The organism is Streptomyces sp. NPDC053755 (assembly GCF_040677675.1).
Classification (GTDB): Bacteria; Actinomycetota; Actinomycetes; order Streptomycetales; family Streptomycetaceae; genus Streptomyces.
In genome coordinates this window covers 34,500-51,892 of the sequence record NZ_JBFASK010000012.1, presented here as the reverse complement: position 1 = coordinate 51,892, position 17,393 = coordinate 34,500, and the positions used below count along the sequence as shown (strand labels likewise).

The window sequence follows — 17,393 nt, the reverse complement described above, 5'->3', positions numbered from 1 at the left end:
GTGCTGTGCCCCCGCCCGTCCCGCCCCCGTTGCCGCCGCCGTAGACGGTGGCGGCCTTGGAGGTCGTGGAGATGCCGTTCGCGCCGTAGATCAGGCGGTTGCCCCAGGCGGTGAGGGAGCCGGCGTCGAAGCCGTTGACCATGTCGAGGTACTCGACCCCGCTGCCGTTGCCGCTCCAGGACCAGCCGAGGTAGCCCACACGGAGGGCCTGGGCGGTCGCCATGATCGCGTTCTCGTCGGGGTTGCCGTCACTGTGGGCGTCTCCGAACTCGCCGACGACGAGGGGAAGGCGGTTGCTCACGAAGTGGTCGAGGTAGTCCTGCACCTCGGCGGCGGTGTCGTAGACCCCGTACATGTGGATCGAGAAGATGGTGTTACGGTCCGGGTCGGAGGCGAAGACCGACGCGGCGTTGTTTCGCATGGTGTGGGACCAGTCCTGGCCCCAATTGGGCGCGTCCACCATCAGCGCGTGGTGGATGCCGGCATTCCGGATCTTGCCGATCGCGCTCTTCGTGGCGTTCGTCCAGGCGCTGTAGTTGCTGTTGCCGAAGGGTTCGTTGCCGATGTTGACGACGACGTAGTTCTCCTGGCCCGTCAGTGCGCCCTTGACGCCGACCCAGTAGTCGGCGGCCTTGTCCAGCGACGCAGCGGCGCCGTCCTCGCCGTAGCCGGTCGTGTCGTGCACCTCGAGCACGCAGATGACCTTGCTCGCCTTGCACTGGCCGATCAGGGACGACACCTCGGCCGCACCGGTCTTGGTCCACCGGTCGCCGCTGCTGAGGACGACGCGGACGGTGTTGGCGCCCTTGGCGGCGATGTCGGCGATCGAGCCGGTCCGGTCCGGGTACCAGGTGTGAGCGTGGTTGACCCCGCGCATCACGAACTCCGCGCCGTTGGCCTCGTAGACGCGCCCGTTGCTGACGTGGATTCCGGTGGCGGTGGCGGCGGCTTCGGCCGGTCCGGCAGGACCGACGACGGGCAGCAGAAGGCCGACGACACCCGCGACGGCAGTACCGAGCGCCGTCCACCAGGTGCTTCTTTGCTTGTTCATGCCTCTCCTCGGGGGATCGGAGCGGGGGGCCGGCCCGGGGGATGCCGGGTGAACACTCGTACGGCACGGCAGCCCGGTGAGGGCGCGCCTGGGTGCCGTTGAGGGGTCGTCATGTGAGACAACGTTGTCAGAGTGCTGTACGAGGCTCCGAACGGTGTGTGTCCGGGGGTCCTGCCGGGGTGGGGCGGGATTCCGCCGGTGCCGATCGGGCGGGCCGGAAGTTCTTCACCATAAGGCGCCGCGTGTTCGCTCCATGTCAATAGAGGTGACCATGATGTTTCGCCCTGACGGTAATTCAGCAAAGTTTAGTGCGGGTAAACTCCGACTAAACCGAACTCGTCCTACCCGGGTGGTTGCCCCGCGTCCGAACTCCCTTTACCTTCGCTTCTCGGCTGTCCGGAAAGGGGACCTACGGTCCGTCCTTTTCCCAGGTTCCCGCGGCGTCGCGAGGCAGGCGTGCCGGCGGGCTCGTGTCGAGGCCGCGGGCCCACCCGGCCCGGGGACGGCGGTCGGGGACCTCCCGGCAGGCGCCCGGACGCTCCCGCCGTGGCGCGGCGTGGCCGGGGCGGGTTCGGCCCGGAGAATGAGGGAAGCAGGACGACACGCAAGCTCCGCCCCACGCGAGGAGTCGCCATGACCACCTTCGTCATCACCGTCCCCGGCACGTTCGTCTCGGGCATCACCGACTCCGCGCGCTCGGTCCTCGAACGGCAGCTGGCCTCGCAGCACACCGACGTCAGCGAGAGCGAGGGTCTGGACCTGCTCACACTGAACGACGACGGCACGTTCTCCATCCGGCTCGAAGTCGACGCCGCAGACAAATACGAGGCCGAACTGGACGCCACCAGGCTTGTCTCGGCCGCGCTGAGGGAGGCGGGCGTCGCGGAAGCCGATGCGCCGCTCGGCCCGCCGGCCGTCACCGGTATCGACAGCGACCTCTGAGGCGCGGGCCCCTCACCGCGGCTCAGGCGCCGATGACGTTCAGGGCGCCCCACAGGCCGACGACGGCCGCCACGAGCGCGGCGGGGGTGGCCAGCACTCCCAGGCGGGTGAACTCGCCGAGGGCGACGCGATCCTCGTGCTCGTGCACGATGCGTCGCCACAGGAGGGTGGCGAGAGAGCCCGCGTACGTCAGATTGGGGCCTACGTTCACGCCGATCAGCACGGCCAGGACCGGGCCGGGGCCGATCGGGGCCACGAGAGGGAGCAGGGCGAGCACCGCGGGCAGGTTGTTGATCAGGTTGGCCAGGACGGCCGCGACGCCCGCGAACGCGAGGAGCGCGGCGAGTGAGTCGCCCTCCGGCAGCACGGCCGCCAGGCCCCGGCCGAGTCCGTGGTCGACGACGGCGCCCACCACGACGCCCAGGGCGAGAACGAAGAGGCAGAACCCGGGCGCGGTCGCCGCGGCCAGCTGCCGGAGCGTGGTCGTACGGCGCCGCAGCGCCCGCACGGAGAGGACGAGCACTCCGGCCAGCGCCGCCCAGGCGGGGCTCGCGCCGGCGAGCGAGGCCACGGCGAAACCGGCCAGGGTCAGGGCCAGCACCGCCAGCGGGAAACGGGGCACGGGTGTGCGGCGTTCCGTGTCGTCGGGCGGGTGCACGGCCTTGGCCAGATCCGCTCGGAAGAAGCGGCGGAACACCCCGTACTCGACGGCGATGGCAGCCGTCCAGGGCAGGGTCATCAGGGCGGCGAAGCGCGTGAAGGACAGTCCGCTCGCCGTGAAGGCCAGAAGATTGCTGAGGTTGGACACCGGCAGGAGCAATGAGGCCGAGTTCGCCAGGTGCGCGGTCGCGTACACATGAGGGCGCGGCGCGGCGCCGATCCGGGCCGCGGTCGCGAAGACGACCGGTGTGAGCAGGACCACGGTCGCGTCCAGGCTCAGCGCGGCCGTGGTGACGGACGCCAGCACGAACACGCCGCCCAGCAGGGTCTGCGGGTTGCGCCCGCAGCGCCGCGCGACGGCGTCGCCGGCCGCGCGGAACAGCCCCTCGTCCGCGCAGAGCCTCGCCAGCACCAGGATCACCGCGAGAAACCCGACCACCGGCGAAAGCTCGCGGACCTGCCGCCACGCATCGGCGGGCGCGACCGCCCCGACCGCGACGAGCAACCCCGCGGCGGGGACGGCGAAGACCGCCTCGGGCAACCCCCGCGGCCTGACGACCGCGAAGGCGAGGACACCTATCAGCAGGCCGAGCGACAGCGACTCGGCCAGGACACCACTCAGCACGAGCTCCCGGCAATGAACATCGACCCCGGCCGGACAGCGGTCACGACCCCGTCACCAGGATGCCATCCACGACGGAGCCCTCGTCCCCACGAGGTCGGCGGTCCGTACATGGTCAGATGGCCGCAGCACACGCAGGGACATGTAACGATCACAGCCTCATCCTGCCGCACCGAACCGGTAGGTTCCGGGCCGCAGGCGTGATCTTCGGTACCCGCTCCGAACCACGCGGGGCACCGGCAGACGGCGATTTCTCTGTTCTGTACGGGGGCGGCCTCGCATCACGGCGTCAGGCAGGGTCGAGGGCCACGATCGCGGGCTGTCAGCCTGGCCTCGTCTTCCATGTACACCGGACGGTCGCGGACCGGGCTGGTCCGTTCACGGAGGAGCGCCTGCCGTGCATGTCCAGCGCCCCCTTCCCACCGCACAGGTGCGGTTTGCCGCAGGGCGGGTACTACGGAAGGCACCTCCGGACCGGAGGCCCCCGAGCGCCGGCCGATGTGCGACCCGGCGAGGAGGGAAGCAGGGGCGCGGCCCCAGGTGACCGACCGACCCGCCAGCTTGGAGACTCATATGCACCTCACGCCCTTGGCGGCCCAGCAGCCTGCGGACGGTCCCGCGCGCTGGGCAGCCGATCTCATCGACACCCTGGGCGGCCCCGGAGCCGGCCTGGCCATCGCGCTGGAGAACCTCTTCCCGCCCCTGCCGAGCGAGGTGATCCTGCCACTGACCGGTTTCGCCGCCGCGCAGGGAGTGCTGTCCCTCGCCTCCGCACTGTTCTGGACCACGCTCGGCTCGGTCGTAGGAGCGGTGACCCTCTACTGGGTCGGCATGCTCTTCGGACGCGAACGCATGCGCGCCATCTGGGCCAAGCTGCCGCTGGTGAAGTCCAGCGACCTGGAGCGGACGGAGAAGTGGTTCGCCGAGCACGGCACCAAAGCGGTCTTTCTCGGCCGCATGGTGCCCGTCTTCCGCAGCCTCATCTCCGTGCCCGCCGGGGTGGAGCGCATGCCCCTGCCCCTGTTCGTCACACTGACCACGCTCGGCAGCCTGATATGGAACGCGGTCCTGATCCTGGCCGGTTACTGGCTGGGGGACCAGTGGGACGTGGTGGGGCGCTACGTCGGGTTCCTTTCCAAGGCCGTCCTGATCCTGATCGCCCTCGCCCTCGCGGTCTACGTGACCGTACGGCTGCGCGACCGGAACCGCACTCGCGACCAGCGCACACCCTGACCGGCCACCAGCGCACACCCTCGGCTGCCACGAACACGGCCCCGGCTCGGCTCGCCGAGCGCTACCGAGAATCCGTTTCCGTCACCTCCGGACGCGGCGATCATGCTGAGCTTCCCCGGGATCGCGCCCCACGTCGGTGCCCGCCTGCCGGGCGACCGCAGGCCCCCTGAGAGCCGCCAAGCCATGGGCCTTCCCTCGCGGGACAGATGGCTGGTGCGAGACCCGGCCACACCACCCCTGGGCGGCACTCCCACATGGGCGCGAAGGGGCGAGATCGTGCACCTCGGGCATGGATCGTGGTGCGGAGGGGGAGCAGTAGCCGGCCGGCAGTTCGAGGGGGAGGGCCGGAACATGGGAACGGGCGTGTTGGTGCTGGTGGCGTCGGCCGTCTTGGCATGTGGGGGTCTGGCCGGGTTCCTGGTGCGTGCCGGGCGCCGTGAAGCCGAGGCCGAGAAGGCCCGACTGGCGGAAGAGGCGCGGGTTCGGGCCGTGCGGTCGATGGAGAAGGTCTGGTCGCTACAGCCCTTGGAGTTCGAGGAGTACGTCGCGGACCTGTGCCGACGGGACGGCTGTACCGGCGTCCGCCGGGTAGGTGCCGCCAACGATCTGGGTGCCGATGTGACGGGTCGGCTCCCGGACGGCCGGAAACTCGTCGTGCAGTGCAAGCGTTACGCCAAGCACCGCACCGTAGGCAGCCCAGACCTGCAGAAGTTCAACGGCACCGCTCGCAGCGAACACGGAGCGGACGTCCCGCTCTTCGTCGCCTCCTGCAAGTTCACCAAGCAGGCACGAGCCTTCGCCGCCCGCCACGGCCTGGTCCTCGTGGATGTCGACCTTCTGGGCTTCTGGAACAGCGGCACGCCCCTGACCGCGCTCCTCGACCTGGACATCGGCAGGTCCGGGACCAACCGGAAGCTGGCCCCGGACGACTGAACGGTTCGAGAGCACGCGGGGCCGGCCCCCCCGCAGGCGCGGGGAGCAGCTCGGCTCGGCCCTTCGCGGCCTGTCGTCCCAGGGGCCGTCCTCGCGGGGGCGGGCGCGTCCCGGCGGTCTGCGGGTGGTCGTTCGCCCGCCCGTCATCGGGCGTACGAGCGGCCGTACGCGCCCAGGATGGCGCGTAGCGCCACCACCCCGTCCACCGGGCCCGGTTGCCGCCCGGGGCCATGAGGCGGCTATCGGGGCGGCTGTGCGGCCGGCGCCGGATCCGCCGGTTCGCCGGGCGCGGCCGGGCGCCGGATCGCGGCCTCCGCCGCGATCCGCGCCGCGAGCCCGTCCAGGAGGGTGTCCACCGCGGCGAGGAACACCGTGGTCCCGTCCAGCCGCGCCATGTGGGCCACACTGCGCGCGATCGCGGGGAAGGCGCCCGGGTCGGCAGCGGGGTAGTCGCGGGTCCACGCCTGCTCGTCGCCCCTGCGGGCCGCCCCGTCGAGGGTCTCGAACGCCGCGTCCATCCCCGCCCAGGCCAGGGAGAAGTCCCCGTAGACCCGGTGCAGTACGGCGGCCAGCCCGGGGGAGCAGCCGGCCCGGCCGAAGGCGACCAGGATGTGCTCCACGATCCGCATCTCGGCAGGGCGCCGGGTGGTGCGGTAGGTGGCCACGACCGCCGCGCCGGGGTGGCGCAGCGCCGTGTCGCGCGTGCGCAGCGCGAGGTCGCGCAGCGTGTCGCGCCAGCTCTCCGAGGGTTCGAACCCGGTCAGCACCTCCTCGAACAGGCGGTCGGCCAAGGCCAGATGGAGTTCGTCCTTGTCCCTGACGTGCCGGTACAGCGCGGAAGGGTCGACGCCCAGTCTGGCGGCGAGCCGCCGCACGCTGAGCGCCGCCGCGCCTTCGTCGTCGGTCAGCGCGAGGGCGGCGTCCACGATGATCCGCAGGTCCAGCTCGACCTTGGGGGGACGGCCTCTGCCTCGTGCTGCCATGGGGTGATCAGATCAGGCCGGGCAGCGCCTCCGCAAGCCCTGACGGGGGGCCGGAAATCTTTTACCCACACCGTTGACAAAATAGTGCGGCGAGCGGTTGTCTGCGGGGCACCCCGAACCGAGGAGTGCTGCTCATGGACCACGGATTCCCCGCCTCCGGCGAGGCGTCGCCGCCCGTCGCCGCGTTCCGCAAGACCCTCAGCACCCGGCACGGCGTGATCATCGCGCTGGCCAACATCAGCCCCACCGTCAGCGTCGGCATCGGCCTCGCCTTCCTCGCCGCGCTCGCCGGCACCGCGATGCCCGCCGCCTTCCTGCTCGCGGCCCTGCCGATCCTGGCCGTCTCCGGGGGCTACGCTCGGCTCGCCGCCCGCGACCCCAACTGCGGGACGGCGTACGTCTGGGTGCGCCGGGCGCTCGGCCCCTGGACCGGCTATCTCACCGGATGGACCTCGGTCGCCACCAACATCCTGTTCCTGTCGTACGCGGGCCAGCTCACCGGGCAGTTCACCGTCGGACTGCTCGCGGAGGCGGGCGTCACGGCGCTCTCCCCGGACAACGCCCTCGCGGTCACCGCCACCGGCCTGGTGTGGAGCGGCCTGATCGTCGTGAGCGCGCTGCGGGGGGTGCGGGGCGCCACCGCGGTACAGAGCGGGCTGCTCGGCGTCTCCGCGGTCGTGGTCACCGTCCTCGTGGCCACCGCCTTCGTCCGGGGTGACGCGGCCCCCGTCTCCGCCTCGTGGTTCTCGCCGTTCGCCTTCCCCGACACGCTCACGCTGCTCGGAGCGGTCGTGATGGCGGCGTACATGTTCTGGGGCTGGGAGAGCGCCTTCTCCGTGGTCGAGGAGTCGACCTCGGTCCGCTCACCAGGCCGGGCCGGAATCATCGCGATCCTCGTCACCACAGGGTTCTTCCTCTTCTCGGCCACCGGCTTCCTGCACGCCCTCACGCCCGAGCAGCTCGCGGACCCGCTGTCCGGCGTCACCGAACTGGCCCGCACCTTCTACGGCACCGCGGGCGCGACCGCCGCCCTCGCCGCCATGCTCTTCGCCACCGTCGCCTGCATGCAGTCGAGCGTCATCGCGGGGGCCCGGCTCACGCTCGCCATGGGCCGCGACGGGGTCCTCGGCCCGAGCTGGACCCGGCTGCATCCGGCCTGGGGCACACCGGCCACCTCCACCGTGCGCATCGCGGCCCTCGCCGTCGGGGTGTCGCTCGCGGGGCTGGCCGCCGGGTCGCTGTCCGAAGTGGTCGTCGCCGTCGTCAACTCCGTCGGCATCCTGGTCTCGCTGATGTACGGGGTCGGCGGCATCGCCTGCGTCGTCACCTTCCGCCGCGAGCTGAGGGGCCGCATACGGGACACGCTCGTGGTGGGCGTGCTGCCGCTGCTCGGCGGCATCGCGCTGCTGCTGCTTGGTGGGCTCGTCGCCCACCAGCAGTGGTACTCCGTGGACCACCTGGCCTTCGACGCCGAGAACGGGCGCTTCCTCACCGTCCTGCCGCTCACCGTCATCGCCCTCGGCATACCCGCCGCCCTGTGGACCCGCTTCCGGCGCAGGGCCGCCTACTTCACCCAACCGCCGGCCCCGCTCGCGCCCGCCCCGTCCGCCGCCGGCGGCTGACCGCGGCCCGGACACGGACGCCGGCACGCCGACCCCCGCCACCCTCCACCCCTCCACCCCTCCATCCCACCGGAGCCCGCACATGCGCCACGCAGACCTCGTCCTCCTCAACGGCACCATCTGGACGGCATCCCCCGTACGCCACCGGATATCGGCACTGGCCGTCAGCGGCGGACGGATCACCGCCCTCGGCACCGACCGGGAGGTCCGCGAGCACATCGGCCCGCGCACCGAGGTGACCGACCTCGGCGGCCGGTTCGTACAGCCCGGGTTCACCGACGCCCACGTCCACCCCGTGATCGCCGGGATCGGCATGCTCGGATGCGACCTGAGCGCGGGCCGCACCGCCCGCGACTACCGAGCCACGATCGCCGCATACGCCGCCGCCCACCCAGAGGCAGCCTGGATCCAGGGCAGCGGCTGGTCCTTCGACGCCTTTCCGGGCGGGCTGCCGCACCGCGCCCGGCTCGACGACCTCCTCCCCGACCGGCCCGCCTACTTCCCCGTCCGCGACGGACACTCGGCGTGGGTGAACTCCCGCGCCCTGGCCCTGGCCGGGGTCGACCGTCACACACCCGATCCCGCGGACGGCCGCATCGAGCGCGACGCCACGGGCGAACCCACCGGCGTACTGCACGAGGGCGCCATGTCCATCGTCGGCGGCCTCGTGCCGCCGACCTCGGCGGCCGAAGCCCGAGCCGGGCTCCTCGCCGCCCAGGGACTGCTGCACTCGCTCGGGATCACCGGCTGGCAGGACGCCCTCGTCGGCACGTACGCGGGCTTCCCCGACCCCCTCGACACCTACCTCGCCTGCGACGCCGACGGCTCGTTGACCGCACGGGTGAGGGGAGCGCTCTGGTGGGAACGCGACCAGGACCTCGGCCAGATCGACTCGCTGCTCGCCCGCCGCGAGAAGGCGGCCGGCGGCCGGCGCTTCACCGCCGGCAGCGTCAAGATCATGCAGGACGGGGTGGTGGAGAACTTCTCCGCCGCCATGCTGGAGCCCTACCTGGACTCCTGCGGCTGCCCGGGCGACAACGCCGGGATCTCCATGGTCGACCCCGCCGTGCTCCGCGACGCGGTGATCGCCCTCGACGGCCTCGGATTCCAGATCCACTTCCATGCCCTGGGCGACCGGGCTGTCCGCGAGGCGCTGAACTCGCTCGAAGCGGCCGTGGCCGCGAACGGCCACACCGGCCTCCGTCACCACCTGGCCCACCTCCAGGTGGTGCACCCCGACGACATCCCGCGATTCCGCACCCTGCGCGCCGCCGCGAACATGCAGCCGCTGTGGGCCGCGCACGAACCGGCGATGGACGAGCTGACGCTGCCCTTCCTCGGCGAGGAACGGGGGCGGCGCCAGTACCCCTTCGGGGCCCTGCACGCGGCCGGCGCCGTCCTCGCGGCGGGCAGCGACTGGTTCGTCTCCAGCCCCGATCCCTGGCACGGCATCCACGTCGCCGTCAACCGCCAGGTGTGGCCGGAGGAGCTGGGCGAACCGGATCTGCGCCCCCCGTTCCTGCCCGAACAGCGCCTGGCCCTCAGCGACGCCCTCGCCGCCTACACGGCCGGTTCGGCATGGGTCAACCACCAGGACGACGCCGGCGTGATCGCGATCGGCCGCCTCGCCGACCTCGCGGTCCTGGACCGCGACCCGTTCGCCATCGCCCCCACCGACCTCCACGCAGTCCGCACGGTCGAGACGTACGTGGGCGGCGTGCGGGTCTACAGCGCGGACCGGCGCGAGGCCCCCGGCGCGCCCTGAGCGGGCCACCGGGCGAGGACGGCGGGCGGATCCCGTGCGGACCCGCCCGCCGGGGCACGATCGGGTCCGGCGTGCGCAGCCGCTCGGCACGATCGGGTCCGGCGTGCGCACCATGACGAGGGCCCGCCCCTCCGGGAAGCACTCCAGAGCCGCGATGTGCCGACGTCATGCGGGTGAGCCGGTGGCAGTGACGGTCGAGCAGGAAGCGACGACGGGCCGAACCCGGCTTCCCTCGCACGTGCGCCGCCTCACCTGGAGGGCTCGCTTCTGCGGCGTCTTCTGAGGACCCGGTGCCCGGCGCGTCGGCGGAGCCGGACCCGTGGCCGCCAAGCGGCGCCGTCCATGACCTCCGGCCGGTATCGGAGCACCCTGAGTGCGGTCCGCACGTCCCTCCGGTGACAGCCCTCTGCCCGCCGGTGGCTCCTCAGCCGGTCGCGGTGGCGTGGAGGTGATGGAGTGCGTCGACGACCGCGGTGTTGCGGTGCCAGGTCAGCCACCGGCCGACCTGTTGCCCCAGCTGGTGCAGCTGGGTGAGCTGGGCGGCGGAGAGGTCCTGCAGGGGCTGTTCGTGGTGCGAGGAGATCATGCCCACGACGGCGCCCCTGGGGCTGAGCAGGGGGACGCTGTGGCAGGCTTGGCTGCCCGCCTGGAGAATGGCGTGCCGCGAGCCCTCGTCGAAGGTCTCGGAGGCGGCGACGTCCTTCACCGTGACCTGCCGGGATTCCTCCGCCGCCTGCGCGCAGGAGGTGGTGGACGTCTCGATGAAGGCGAAGTAGTCGGTGAAGTGACGATTGAGGCCGGTGTGCTTGTCGATGCGCAGCATCCCGTTCTCCACCAGCTGCACATTGCCCATGGCCGTGCCGGTGATCTCCAGGGTGTGGTGCAGAGCGGCCTTGAGGACGGCGCCGTGGGTCGCCGGTGGCGTCCCGTTCGCGGACAACAGGGCGGACAGCTGAGGCGCATTCCCTCGCACCGCGGCTGCCGGCGGGCGCGCAGCGTTCCCCGACGGGGCGGGGAGGCGGACTGCGACGTCGGCGAGCGTCTGCATCTTGATGTTGAACCGCTGGGAGGCCTGGCGCATCAGCCCGAACGCCTCTTGCCGGGAGGTGAGCCCGTAGCGCTTCATGAGGACGTCCTCGGCGCGGGCGACGCCGGCATGGGCCAGTCGCCGGTTGCGGAGCTCGACTGCCTGCTGCAGCGCGTCCTCCGCGGCCGGGGACGATCCGGCTGTCGGTGGATCGGGTGGACCGGAGTGCACAGTCACCGGCGGGCATCCTCTCTTGCCGAGGTCCGCGAACCTCCCGTGGCGTGGACGAGCCGTGGGCGCGGGCATGACGGGGTGCTCGTCGACGAAGCACCTGGCCCTTACTGTACGGAGGCTCGGACCGGCATTCACGGGGTGGTCGGGAGGGCGTCCGGTGTGACCCCGTCGCGTGCGGTGATTCGCCCCATCTGCGAAGACTCCGGGCGGCGCCTGGGGCCCGGTGTCCCGGAGCGGTGGGCGGAGCCGACGAGAGCCGGCGTCCGGTGCGTCACTCGAAGGAGCGACGGCACCTCATCGGCGATCCCCGGGCCCCTGCCCGCCCCGCCCCGGCGCCCTGCCGCGTGTGCGTGATCTGTAGCAGGGTAAGTGAGGCACACAAGCGCCGAGAGCGTCACACACAACGAAAGATTCCCACATGGTCATCCCGCTTAGGAAGCAGGCGGCAGATGAGCAGGGCCCGGCCGAGTGCGCCCCGTGGCGCTACGACGCGACCTGGGACGACGGCGCGGCTCACGCCGCGGACGCACGCCAGGTCCTGCGTGATTTCCTCGCCCAGGCCCCGCGCACCGGCCGCCCGGCAGTGCCACCCGCCGTAGCCCTGGACGCCGAACTCGCCGTCAGCGAACTCGTCACCAACGCCATCCAGCACGCCCCGGGCCCGTGCGGGATGACCTTGCAGCTGTCCGGTGAGGAACTGGCGATCACCGTGTGGGACACCTCCGCCGAGAGGCCGTGGGTGAAACCGGCCGACCCGCACCGCATCGGCGGTCACGGACTGCACCTGGTGCACGCCGTCAGTGCGCGGGTCGTGGTAGCCGTCCACCCCGAGGGCAAGGACATCACCGCCCACCTGCCTCTGGCGCCACACCCCGACACCAGCGCCCTGGAGTGGGAGGTCCTCCCCACATCGCTCTCGGGAAGGAAGCGGAAGGATGCCTGACCGGACCATCCGACCCAAGTGGCTCTACAGTTTCCGCTTTTGACGGTTCGAAAGCCCGTACCGGCTCCCCAGTGGGCATGCGGCGGGCCGGTGGCGGTCTGCCGCCGGACGCGTACAGTCGCGGACGAATGAGGGACTGCTGAAGGCCGCGGGGGTGCCCCGAGCGGCCTCCGTGCGAGCGGCGCGCCGGGCGATCGACGCGGACGGCGTGATCACCCGACCGCGAGCGCGCACGGCCGTATCGCCAGGTCAGGCATCGTGTCGCCGCGCGCTCGGGGCCCTGGCGTCATCCATGCTCCGCCAGGGCCCCGAGCCCCGGGCCGGTGAGGTCGTCGAGCGCCGCCCACCGCCCCGAGACCGCGAGGAGGAGCGAGAGGACGGGACCGCTCACGCGCGGGCCGGTACCGGTCGACACGTCGGCGTCCGTCGCGGTGAGCCGCACGCGGCGGAGCAGCTCCTTCGCCCCGCCGAACGAGGCGGGAGTACGCGCCTGGAGTTTCAGCGCCCGGACGACCGCCTCCTGCGGATAGGCGCGTGTCAGACCAAGGGGCCTGCGGATGTCCTCGCCGTGGACGATCTCCTCGACCAGCCGGCTGTCCAGCGGAGCGGGCGGAGTCGAGGTGCGGGGCGCCACCCGCCGAAGGCGCTCCAGCGTGACGGCAGGCCTGGCCCCGCGTTCCCGTTCCACGCCGCCGGTGTTCTGCCGGTCGAAGTCGAAGCGCGCTCGCGCGAGGCCGGTCACGAACCCGAGGCGCGTCGTCTTGGCCGTGTCCACGAGGTGGGCGACCACGTCGTGCACGTCCCACCCGTCGCAGAGCGACGGCGTACCCCACCGCGCTTCGTCGAGGCGCGAGAGGTCGTCGACGAGTGCCGCGCGTTCCGCGTGCACCAGGGCCCAGACGTGTGTGCTCACGGCGTCTCCTCCATCGACCTCGGGCGTCGTGAAGTGAGACTCCCCGAAGGGGGTGAACTCATCGCCGAGCGTGTGCGGACAGCGCCCTGGGGCGTGGCTCTCCGGTCGAAGGCAGACGGCGAGGTCTCGGCGCGCGGTGTCGGGGAGCTGGCTGTAGGTGTCGAGGACGCCGGTGCGGAAGGTGAGCCGGTAGGTCACGCGGGGGCACCGTGGCCGGCCTGACGCTCGTATGGGGCCCTGAAGCTGGCTCGAACAGGGGTAGCGGCCGTGGTCGGATCCTGCGTTCCATCGCTGCAGGCGGCGTACTCAGCGCGCGCCGCGACGAGTTGGGAGACCGCGATGTTCAGACGGCAACTGCTGGTGGTCATGGCTGTGGTGCTTGCGATGGTGGGCAGCACCGTCAGTACTGCCAGCGCCTCATCCGCCTCGCCCGCTGAGCCGAGGTGGCGGCCTACAGCCGGTCCGGAGCCCCATATCAGTCCGGGCAGGATGCGCTCGGATCGCGAGCGGGTCCCGGGTGGTTTCAGCAAGAGGGAGGCCGACGAGGCCGAGACGATGGAAGCGCGCCTGGCGGCCGCCGGGGACTGCCAGGTGTACTGGCCGGCTCCGTACGAGGTGTGCGGGGCGATTCGCGACAAGTACAACGAGCTGGGTGGCCCCAACAGCTTCCTGTCACTGCCGAAGTCGAACGAGCTGACCAACCCCGACGGGTACGGCAAGCGGACGGAGTTTCTGAACGGGCCGATCTACTGGTCCCCGCAGGGTGGTGCCCACCCGGTCGTGAACCACTTCTTCGCCGCGTGGGCCCGTAACGGCTACGAGGCGGGGAAGGTGGGCTATCCCACCTCGGACGAGATCGTGAACCCCGACGGTGTGGGGCGCCGACAGTACTTCGAGCGGTCCACCATCTACTGGAAGCTGAACGAGGCGTACGCGGTGGGCGGCGCGATCCGGGACAAGTGGGGCGAGGCCGGCTGGGAGGGCGGCTACCTGGGCTACCCGGTCAGCGACGAGTTCGCCACCCCCGACGGTCTGGGACGCGGCTCCCGCTTCGAGCACGGGATGATCTACTGGACCGAGGCGTACGGGGCGCACCCGGTCAGTGGCGGCCTGCTGTCGAAGTGGACGCTGTCGGGGTACGAGAAGGGCCCGTACGGCTACCCGATCGCCGACCAGCGGCCGCGCGGCTCCTCCTTCGACCAGGAGTTCCAGTTCGGCACCATGGGCTTTCCGACCGATCCGGCCTCCGGAGCCTCTCCGGAGGAAGGCGACATCGACCCCACGGTGGACGAGCAGCGGCCGGTGACCCTGGACGACTTCGCCCGGGACGCCAACACCTCCCCGCCCGATCCGAAGGTCTCGGGCAGGCTCGGTGACCTCGACGCCTGTCAGGCCGGGATCTCCTGCATCAGGGAGGGAGTCTCCGTCCGGGCCCCGCTGGACGACCCCGATGAGCCCGAGGACCCGATCATCGACGGGCCCGACACGCACGGGACGACCATCCCCGCCTGGTGCACCACCGCCCCCTGGGACGGCCAGTGGCGGGTGAACCGGAAGAACGCCTGCGGCATCTGGAGGGACCAGGCGCTGGTCGTCCACGACACCACAGGCGCCGAGATCGGCAAGATGCCGTTCGTCGTCAAGGTCGGGATCCTCAGCTCCCACAAGTCCGGCGAGATGAAGCAGGAGTTCCGCATCCACTTCGGGAACTTCATCAACAAGGTCGGCACCCCCACCCTGGTCTACAAGCCGAGCAATGGATCGGGCACCTACAGCATCGACGGGCCCGCCAGCGGATCGATCATCAAGCCGAACAGCACGAAAGCGATCGTGATCACGTGGAAGGAGAAATCGATGGCGGACAACACGTCCGCAGGCGCTACCCTCCACCTCGTCTACAGCTTCGGCAATGCCTCGCCCGACGTGACGCACTCCAACCCCGGCACGATCCGGAACAACCAGTTCCGCTGTGACTCCACCATGAAGACGAGCCGGGGCGGCTACCGGCAGGGCTGCGTCGTCTCCGGCTTCACTCCCACCTTCGAGCTGACCTCCCTCACCCCGGAGCAGACCTGGCACGTGGCTGAGGCCATCAGGTCAGGGCTGCCCGGCGCCCCCGGTCGGCCGCTGCACCGGCAGGCCGACAAGGTCAAGCGGGACATCAACCGGCAGCTGTCCTGCCCGAGGTCCGGGCCCGTGCGCAACGCGCGGGTGCTGCCGGGGCGTTCGTGCGACGAGTACCCCTTCGCGTCCACGAACGAGGGTGCTGCCACCTCGGGCGGCCCAGGCCGCACCGTGCACGACGACTGCAATGTCAGGGACCTGCCCATCGCCACGGGTGCGAAGGGCTACAGCGTCTGCATGATCGATGCGGGGCAGAACTCCCACAGCGGGAGCTTGATGTGGGCCTTCCATGGCGAGAACCGCGTCATTGACCAGGACGCCTTCGCCGTCACCACCGCCGGCGGCATCGCGCCACCCAAGCCCTGACCCACGGGCCCGTGGTGTGGATCACCTGGTAGTCGGCCAGGGTGTCGAGGAGGAGCGGAGTCGGGACGTCCGTTCCTCCTCGGGCGTCCAGCTCTTGCTGCCGGAGTTCCATACAGAACTACGACCACCCGGCGTGGAGCCGGCGCCGGCGGCGCTCGAGGGCGACGGTCTCGCGGCGGGTGACGGCTCGTGTGACCCTCCCTGACCCGGGCCCCGGAGTCCGCCCGGAAGAGCCGGATCTGGAAAGCCCCCCGCCTCGACCCTTCCCCGTGGCGCGGTGCCTGCCGTCACTGGCCGCTCGTGGCTCCTGTTCGGGGGTCTGTGGTCTGTGGGCAGTGGCGGGGTAGGTGGTGAGAATGACCACGACACTCGGCGCCTTTGTCCTCGGCACGCCCGATCCTCCCGCGCTCGCCGACTTCTACCGGGCCCTGCTGGGGTGGGAGGAAGCGGAGCGTGCTCCGGAATGGGTGCGTCTGAAGGAGCAGGGGCGAGACCGCCCCAGCCTCAGCTTCCAGCTGGAGACCGACCATCAGCCTCCGGTATGGCCACCGCGCCCTGGCACGCAACAGATGCAGGCGCACCTGGACGTGCTCGTCGACGACCTGGAGACGGAAACGGCACGAGCCTGCGCGCTGGGCGCGACAGTGGAGGAGCATCAGCCCCAGCAAAGGGTGCGAGTCCTCCGCGACCCCCATGGGCACCTGTTCTGTCTCTTCCTGCCCGGAGCCTGAACGCGCCTGGCGGCACCACGTCCCGGGAGATTCCGCCGCCGTCGCTTTCGACGGCGGCGCTGCCCCTCAGCCCGCGCAGGCGTGCCGCTGATGCCCCGCCGGGCAGCTGGACCACGGGCCGCACAGGGTGATCTTCGCCGACATGGGCGCGCCCGCTTGGCCGTCCGTCACGTTCTGGCAGAAAACAGCGGGGTCAGTTGTCGCTTGGTGAGGTGGGCCCGCCAGTACGCACCCTGTCGGCCAGCCGGCCGAAGCTCGCCGCCACCACGGAAATCAGGCGACCGGGGTCGGCGCATCGTCCAGGATGACCACATGAGTCAAGACATGGTGGCGTTCCTCCACCGACGGCTGGATGAGGAGGCCGACCTCGCCCGACGCTGCGACGGCGACGGCTGCGGAGAGTGGACCGCTCACGGGCACACGGTCGACTTCTGCCAAGGAGAACTCCCCGGCTTCCATCCCACGGTCGCCCTGCACGTGGCGCTGCACGACCCGGCTCGCGTCCTGCGGGAGGTCGAGGCCAAGCGACGCGTACTCGCCCGCCATGTGCTCAGTCCTGCCACGGGCGACCCCGAACTACCGTGGGACAACCGCGACGACTGCCAGTACGACGGTGAGACCTGGCCATGCGACGACCTGCTCGACCTCGCGTCACCCTACGCCGACCACCCTGACTACCCCCGACACGGAGACCGATTACGGCACAGCCCTGAGTCACAGGAGGATGCGGAACATGCACCTCGCTCGATCAGGATGGGCAAGCCGGCCTGGAGGGCTGGCCGTTGCGGTACTGGTCAGGGGTCTTGCGATCGGCCTTCTGATCATCACGCGAGGCATACGGAGGTAGCCCGCGACAAGGCGGCCCGTTGCAGCCCTGGTGACAGGCTTCAGTTGCCCCCCACGCACGCCTTGACGGTCAGAAGGCCGACGAAGGAACCGGCGCCGTGGTTGCCGCCGCTGCCCGCAGTGCACTGGCGCTCCCTCTCTGAGTGGGGCGCACCGAAGCTCCGCTCGGCCCTCGCGCCGGACCCGGCCGAGCTTGACCGGGTCCTGAGCCCGCGCCCCCCGCCGGACTCCCCGCCTCGCGCCCGCCGCGCCCGCAGCCTGCGCCCGGCACCGGGCGCCGCCGTCGGCGGTCCTCCGGTCAGCCGACGCTCTCTCGGGCATGTGTGCGCTCCGGCGTACGCCCGTCCGATCGGGTCGGCCGTGAGGAAGCCACGGCCCGTCGCAGGTCGCCGACGCCT

At 71.4% G+C, this 17,393-nt stretch carries 13 protein-coding genes and 1 pseudogene; 9 read left to right on the top strand and 5 right to left on the bottom strand.

Going from position 1 to position 17,393, the window contains the following annotated elements; all coding sequences use genetic code 11:
- Nucleotides 1–1,051, bottom strand: a 1,051-nt coding sequence (locus tag AB0K65_RS14465) for a glycoside hydrolase family 5 protein (protein ID WP_365716174.1), incomplete at its 3' end; no start/stop codon positions are given.
- A 633-nt stretch (nt 1,052–1,684) separates the two neighbouring features.
- On the opposite strand from AB0K65_RS14465, the gene AB0K65_RS14460 reads away from it, so the two are divergent.
- On the top strand, nt 1,685–1,993 hold the full coding sequence (locus AB0K65_RS14460; protein ID WP_365716173.1) for a hypothetical protein: 309 nt from the start codon (nt 1,685–1,687) through the stop codon (nt 1,991–1,993).
- Nucleotides 1,994–2,015: 22 nt separating this feature from the next.
- Here the strand turns inward: AB0K65_RS14460 and AB0K65_RS14455 are convergent, their stop codons facing one another.
- The gene (locus AB0K65_RS14455) at nt 2,016–3,275 is read right to left on the bottom strand and encodes an SLC13 family permease (protein ID WP_365716384.1); all 1,260 of its coding nucleotides are present in this window, start codon (nt 3,273–3,275) and stop codon (nt 2,016–2,018) included.
- A 573-nt stretch (nt 3,276–3,848) separates the two neighbouring features.
- Between AB0K65_RS14455 and AB0K65_RS14450 the strand changes: the two genes are divergently transcribed.
- A complete protein-coding gene (locus AB0K65_RS14450; protein ID WP_365716172.1) occupies nt 3,849–4,508 on the top strand; it encodes a DedA family protein in 660 nt (219 codons plus the stop codon).
- Between the two features lie 351 nt (nt 4,509–4,859).
- Nucleotides 4,860–5,441, top strand: coding sequence for a restriction endonuclease (locus AB0K65_RS14445; RefSeq protein WP_365716171.1), 582 nt, complete (start codon nt 4,860–4,862; stop codon nt 5,439–5,441).
- A 239-nt stretch (nt 5,442–5,680) separates the two neighbouring features.
- Here the strand turns inward: AB0K65_RS14445 and AB0K65_RS14440 are convergent, their stop codons facing one another.
- Entirely contained in the window at nt 5,681–6,424 is a 744-nt protein-coding gene (locus AB0K65_RS14440; protein WP_365716170.1) for a TetR family transcriptional regulator, read from the bottom strand.
- Nucleotides 6,425–6,558: 134 nt separating this feature from the next.
- Here AB0K65_RS14440 and AB0K65_RS14435 point away from each other — a divergent pair, with 134 nt between their 5' ends.
- Nucleotides 6,559–8,046 (top strand): APC family permease, encoded by a 1,488-nt coding sequence (locus AB0K65_RS14435; protein ID WP_365716169.1) that lies wholly within the window; start codon nt 6,559–6,561, stop codon nt 8,044–8,046.
- Between the two features lie 82 nt (nt 8,047–8,128).
- On the top strand, nt 8,129–9,811 hold the full coding sequence (locus AB0K65_RS14430; protein ID WP_365716168.1) for an amidohydrolase: 1,683 nt from the start codon (nt 8,129–8,131) through the stop codon (nt 9,809–9,811).
- A 424-nt stretch (nt 9,812–10,235) separates the two neighbouring features.
- Here AB0K65_RS14430 and AB0K65_RS14425 read toward each other — a convergent pair whose 3' ends face one another.
- The gene (locus tag AB0K65_RS14425; RefSeq protein ID WP_365716167.1) at nt 10,236–11,075 is read right to left on the bottom strand and encodes a GAF domain-containing protein; all 840 of its coding nucleotides are present in this window, start codon (nt 11,073–11,075) and stop codon (nt 10,236–10,238) included.
- Nucleotides 11,076–11,490: 415 nt separating this feature from the next.
- Here AB0K65_RS14425 and AB0K65_RS14420 point away from each other — a divergent pair, with 415 nt between their 5' ends.
- Nucleotides 11,491–12,015: an ATP-binding protein gene (locus tag AB0K65_RS14420; protein WP_365716166.1), complete on the top strand. Its 525-nt coding sequence runs from the start codon at nt 11,491–11,493 to the stop codon at nt 12,013–12,015.
- A gap of 286 nt (nt 12,016–12,301) precedes the next feature.
- Here the strand turns inward: AB0K65_RS14420 and AB0K65_RS14415 are convergent, their stop codons facing one another.
- A complete protein-coding gene (locus AB0K65_RS14415; RefSeq protein WP_365716165.1) occupies nt 12,302–12,928 on the bottom strand; it encodes a maleylpyruvate isomerase family mycothiol-dependent enzyme in 627 nt (208 codons plus the stop codon).
- Between the two features lie 489 nt (nt 12,929–13,417).
- Between AB0K65_RS14415 and AB0K65_RS14410 the strand changes: the two genes are divergently transcribed.
- From AB0K65_RS14410 to AB0K65_RS14400, 3 genes and pseudogenes are all read left to right on the top strand, one after another.
- Nucleotides 13,418–15,418 (top strand): hypothetical protein, encoded by a 2,001-nt coding sequence (locus AB0K65_RS14410; protein ID WP_365716164.1) that lies wholly within the window; start codon nt 13,418–13,420, stop codon nt 15,416–15,418.
- Nucleotides 15,419–15,774: 356 nt separating this feature from the next.
- A complete protein-coding gene (locus tag AB0K65_RS14405; protein WP_365716163.1) occupies nt 15,775–16,149 on the top strand; it encodes a VOC family protein in 375 nt (124 codons plus the stop codon).
- Nucleotides 16,150–16,239: 90 nt separating this feature from the next.
- A pseudogene (locus tag AB0K65_RS14400) lies at nt 16,240–16,770 on the top strand (DUF6221 family protein); the annotation flags it as partial.
- Nucleotides 16,771–17,393 lie beyond the last annotated feature (623 nt).

What these genes read in the sequence shown, in the direction of transcription:
- AB0K65_RS14445 (WP_365716171.1), top strand. Translation starts at nt 4,860, where the DNA reads ATGGGAACGGGCGTGTTGGTGCTGGTGGCGTCGGCCGTCTTGGCATGT.
- AB0K65_RS14405 (WP_365716163.1), top strand. Translation starts at nt 15,775, where the DNA reads ATGACCACGACACTCGGCGCCTTTGTCCTCGGCACGCCCGATCCTCCC.
- AB0K65_RS14450 (WP_365716172.1), top strand. Translation starts at nt 3,849, where the DNA reads ATGCACCTCACGCCCTTGGCGGCCCAGCAGCCTGCGGACGGTCCCGCG.
- AB0K65_RS14430 (WP_365716168.1), top strand. Translation starts at nt 8,129, where the DNA reads ATGCGCCACGCAGACCTCGTCCTCCTCAACGGCACCATCTGGACGGCA.
- AB0K65_RS14410 (WP_365716164.1), top strand. Translation starts at nt 13,418, where the DNA reads ATGCGCTCGGATCGCGAGCGGGTCCCGGGTGGTTTCAGCAAGAGGGAG.
- AB0K65_RS14435 (WP_365716169.1), top strand. Translation starts at nt 6,559, where the DNA reads ATGGACCACGGATTCCCCGCCTCCGGCGAGGCGTCGCCGCCCGTCGCC.
- AB0K65_RS14460 (WP_365716173.1), top strand. Translation starts at nt 1,685, where the DNA reads ATGACCACCTTCGTCATCACCGTCCCCGGCACGTTCGTCTCGGGCATC.
- AB0K65_RS14420 (WP_365716166.1), top strand. Translation starts at nt 11,491, where the DNA reads ATGGTCATCCCGCTTAGGAAGCAGGCGGCAGATGAGCAGGGCCCGGCC.
- AB0K65_RS14440 (WP_365716170.1), bottom strand. Translation starts at nt 6,424, where the DNA reads ATGGCAGCACGAGGCAGAGGCCGTCCCCCCAAGGTCGAGCTGGACCTG.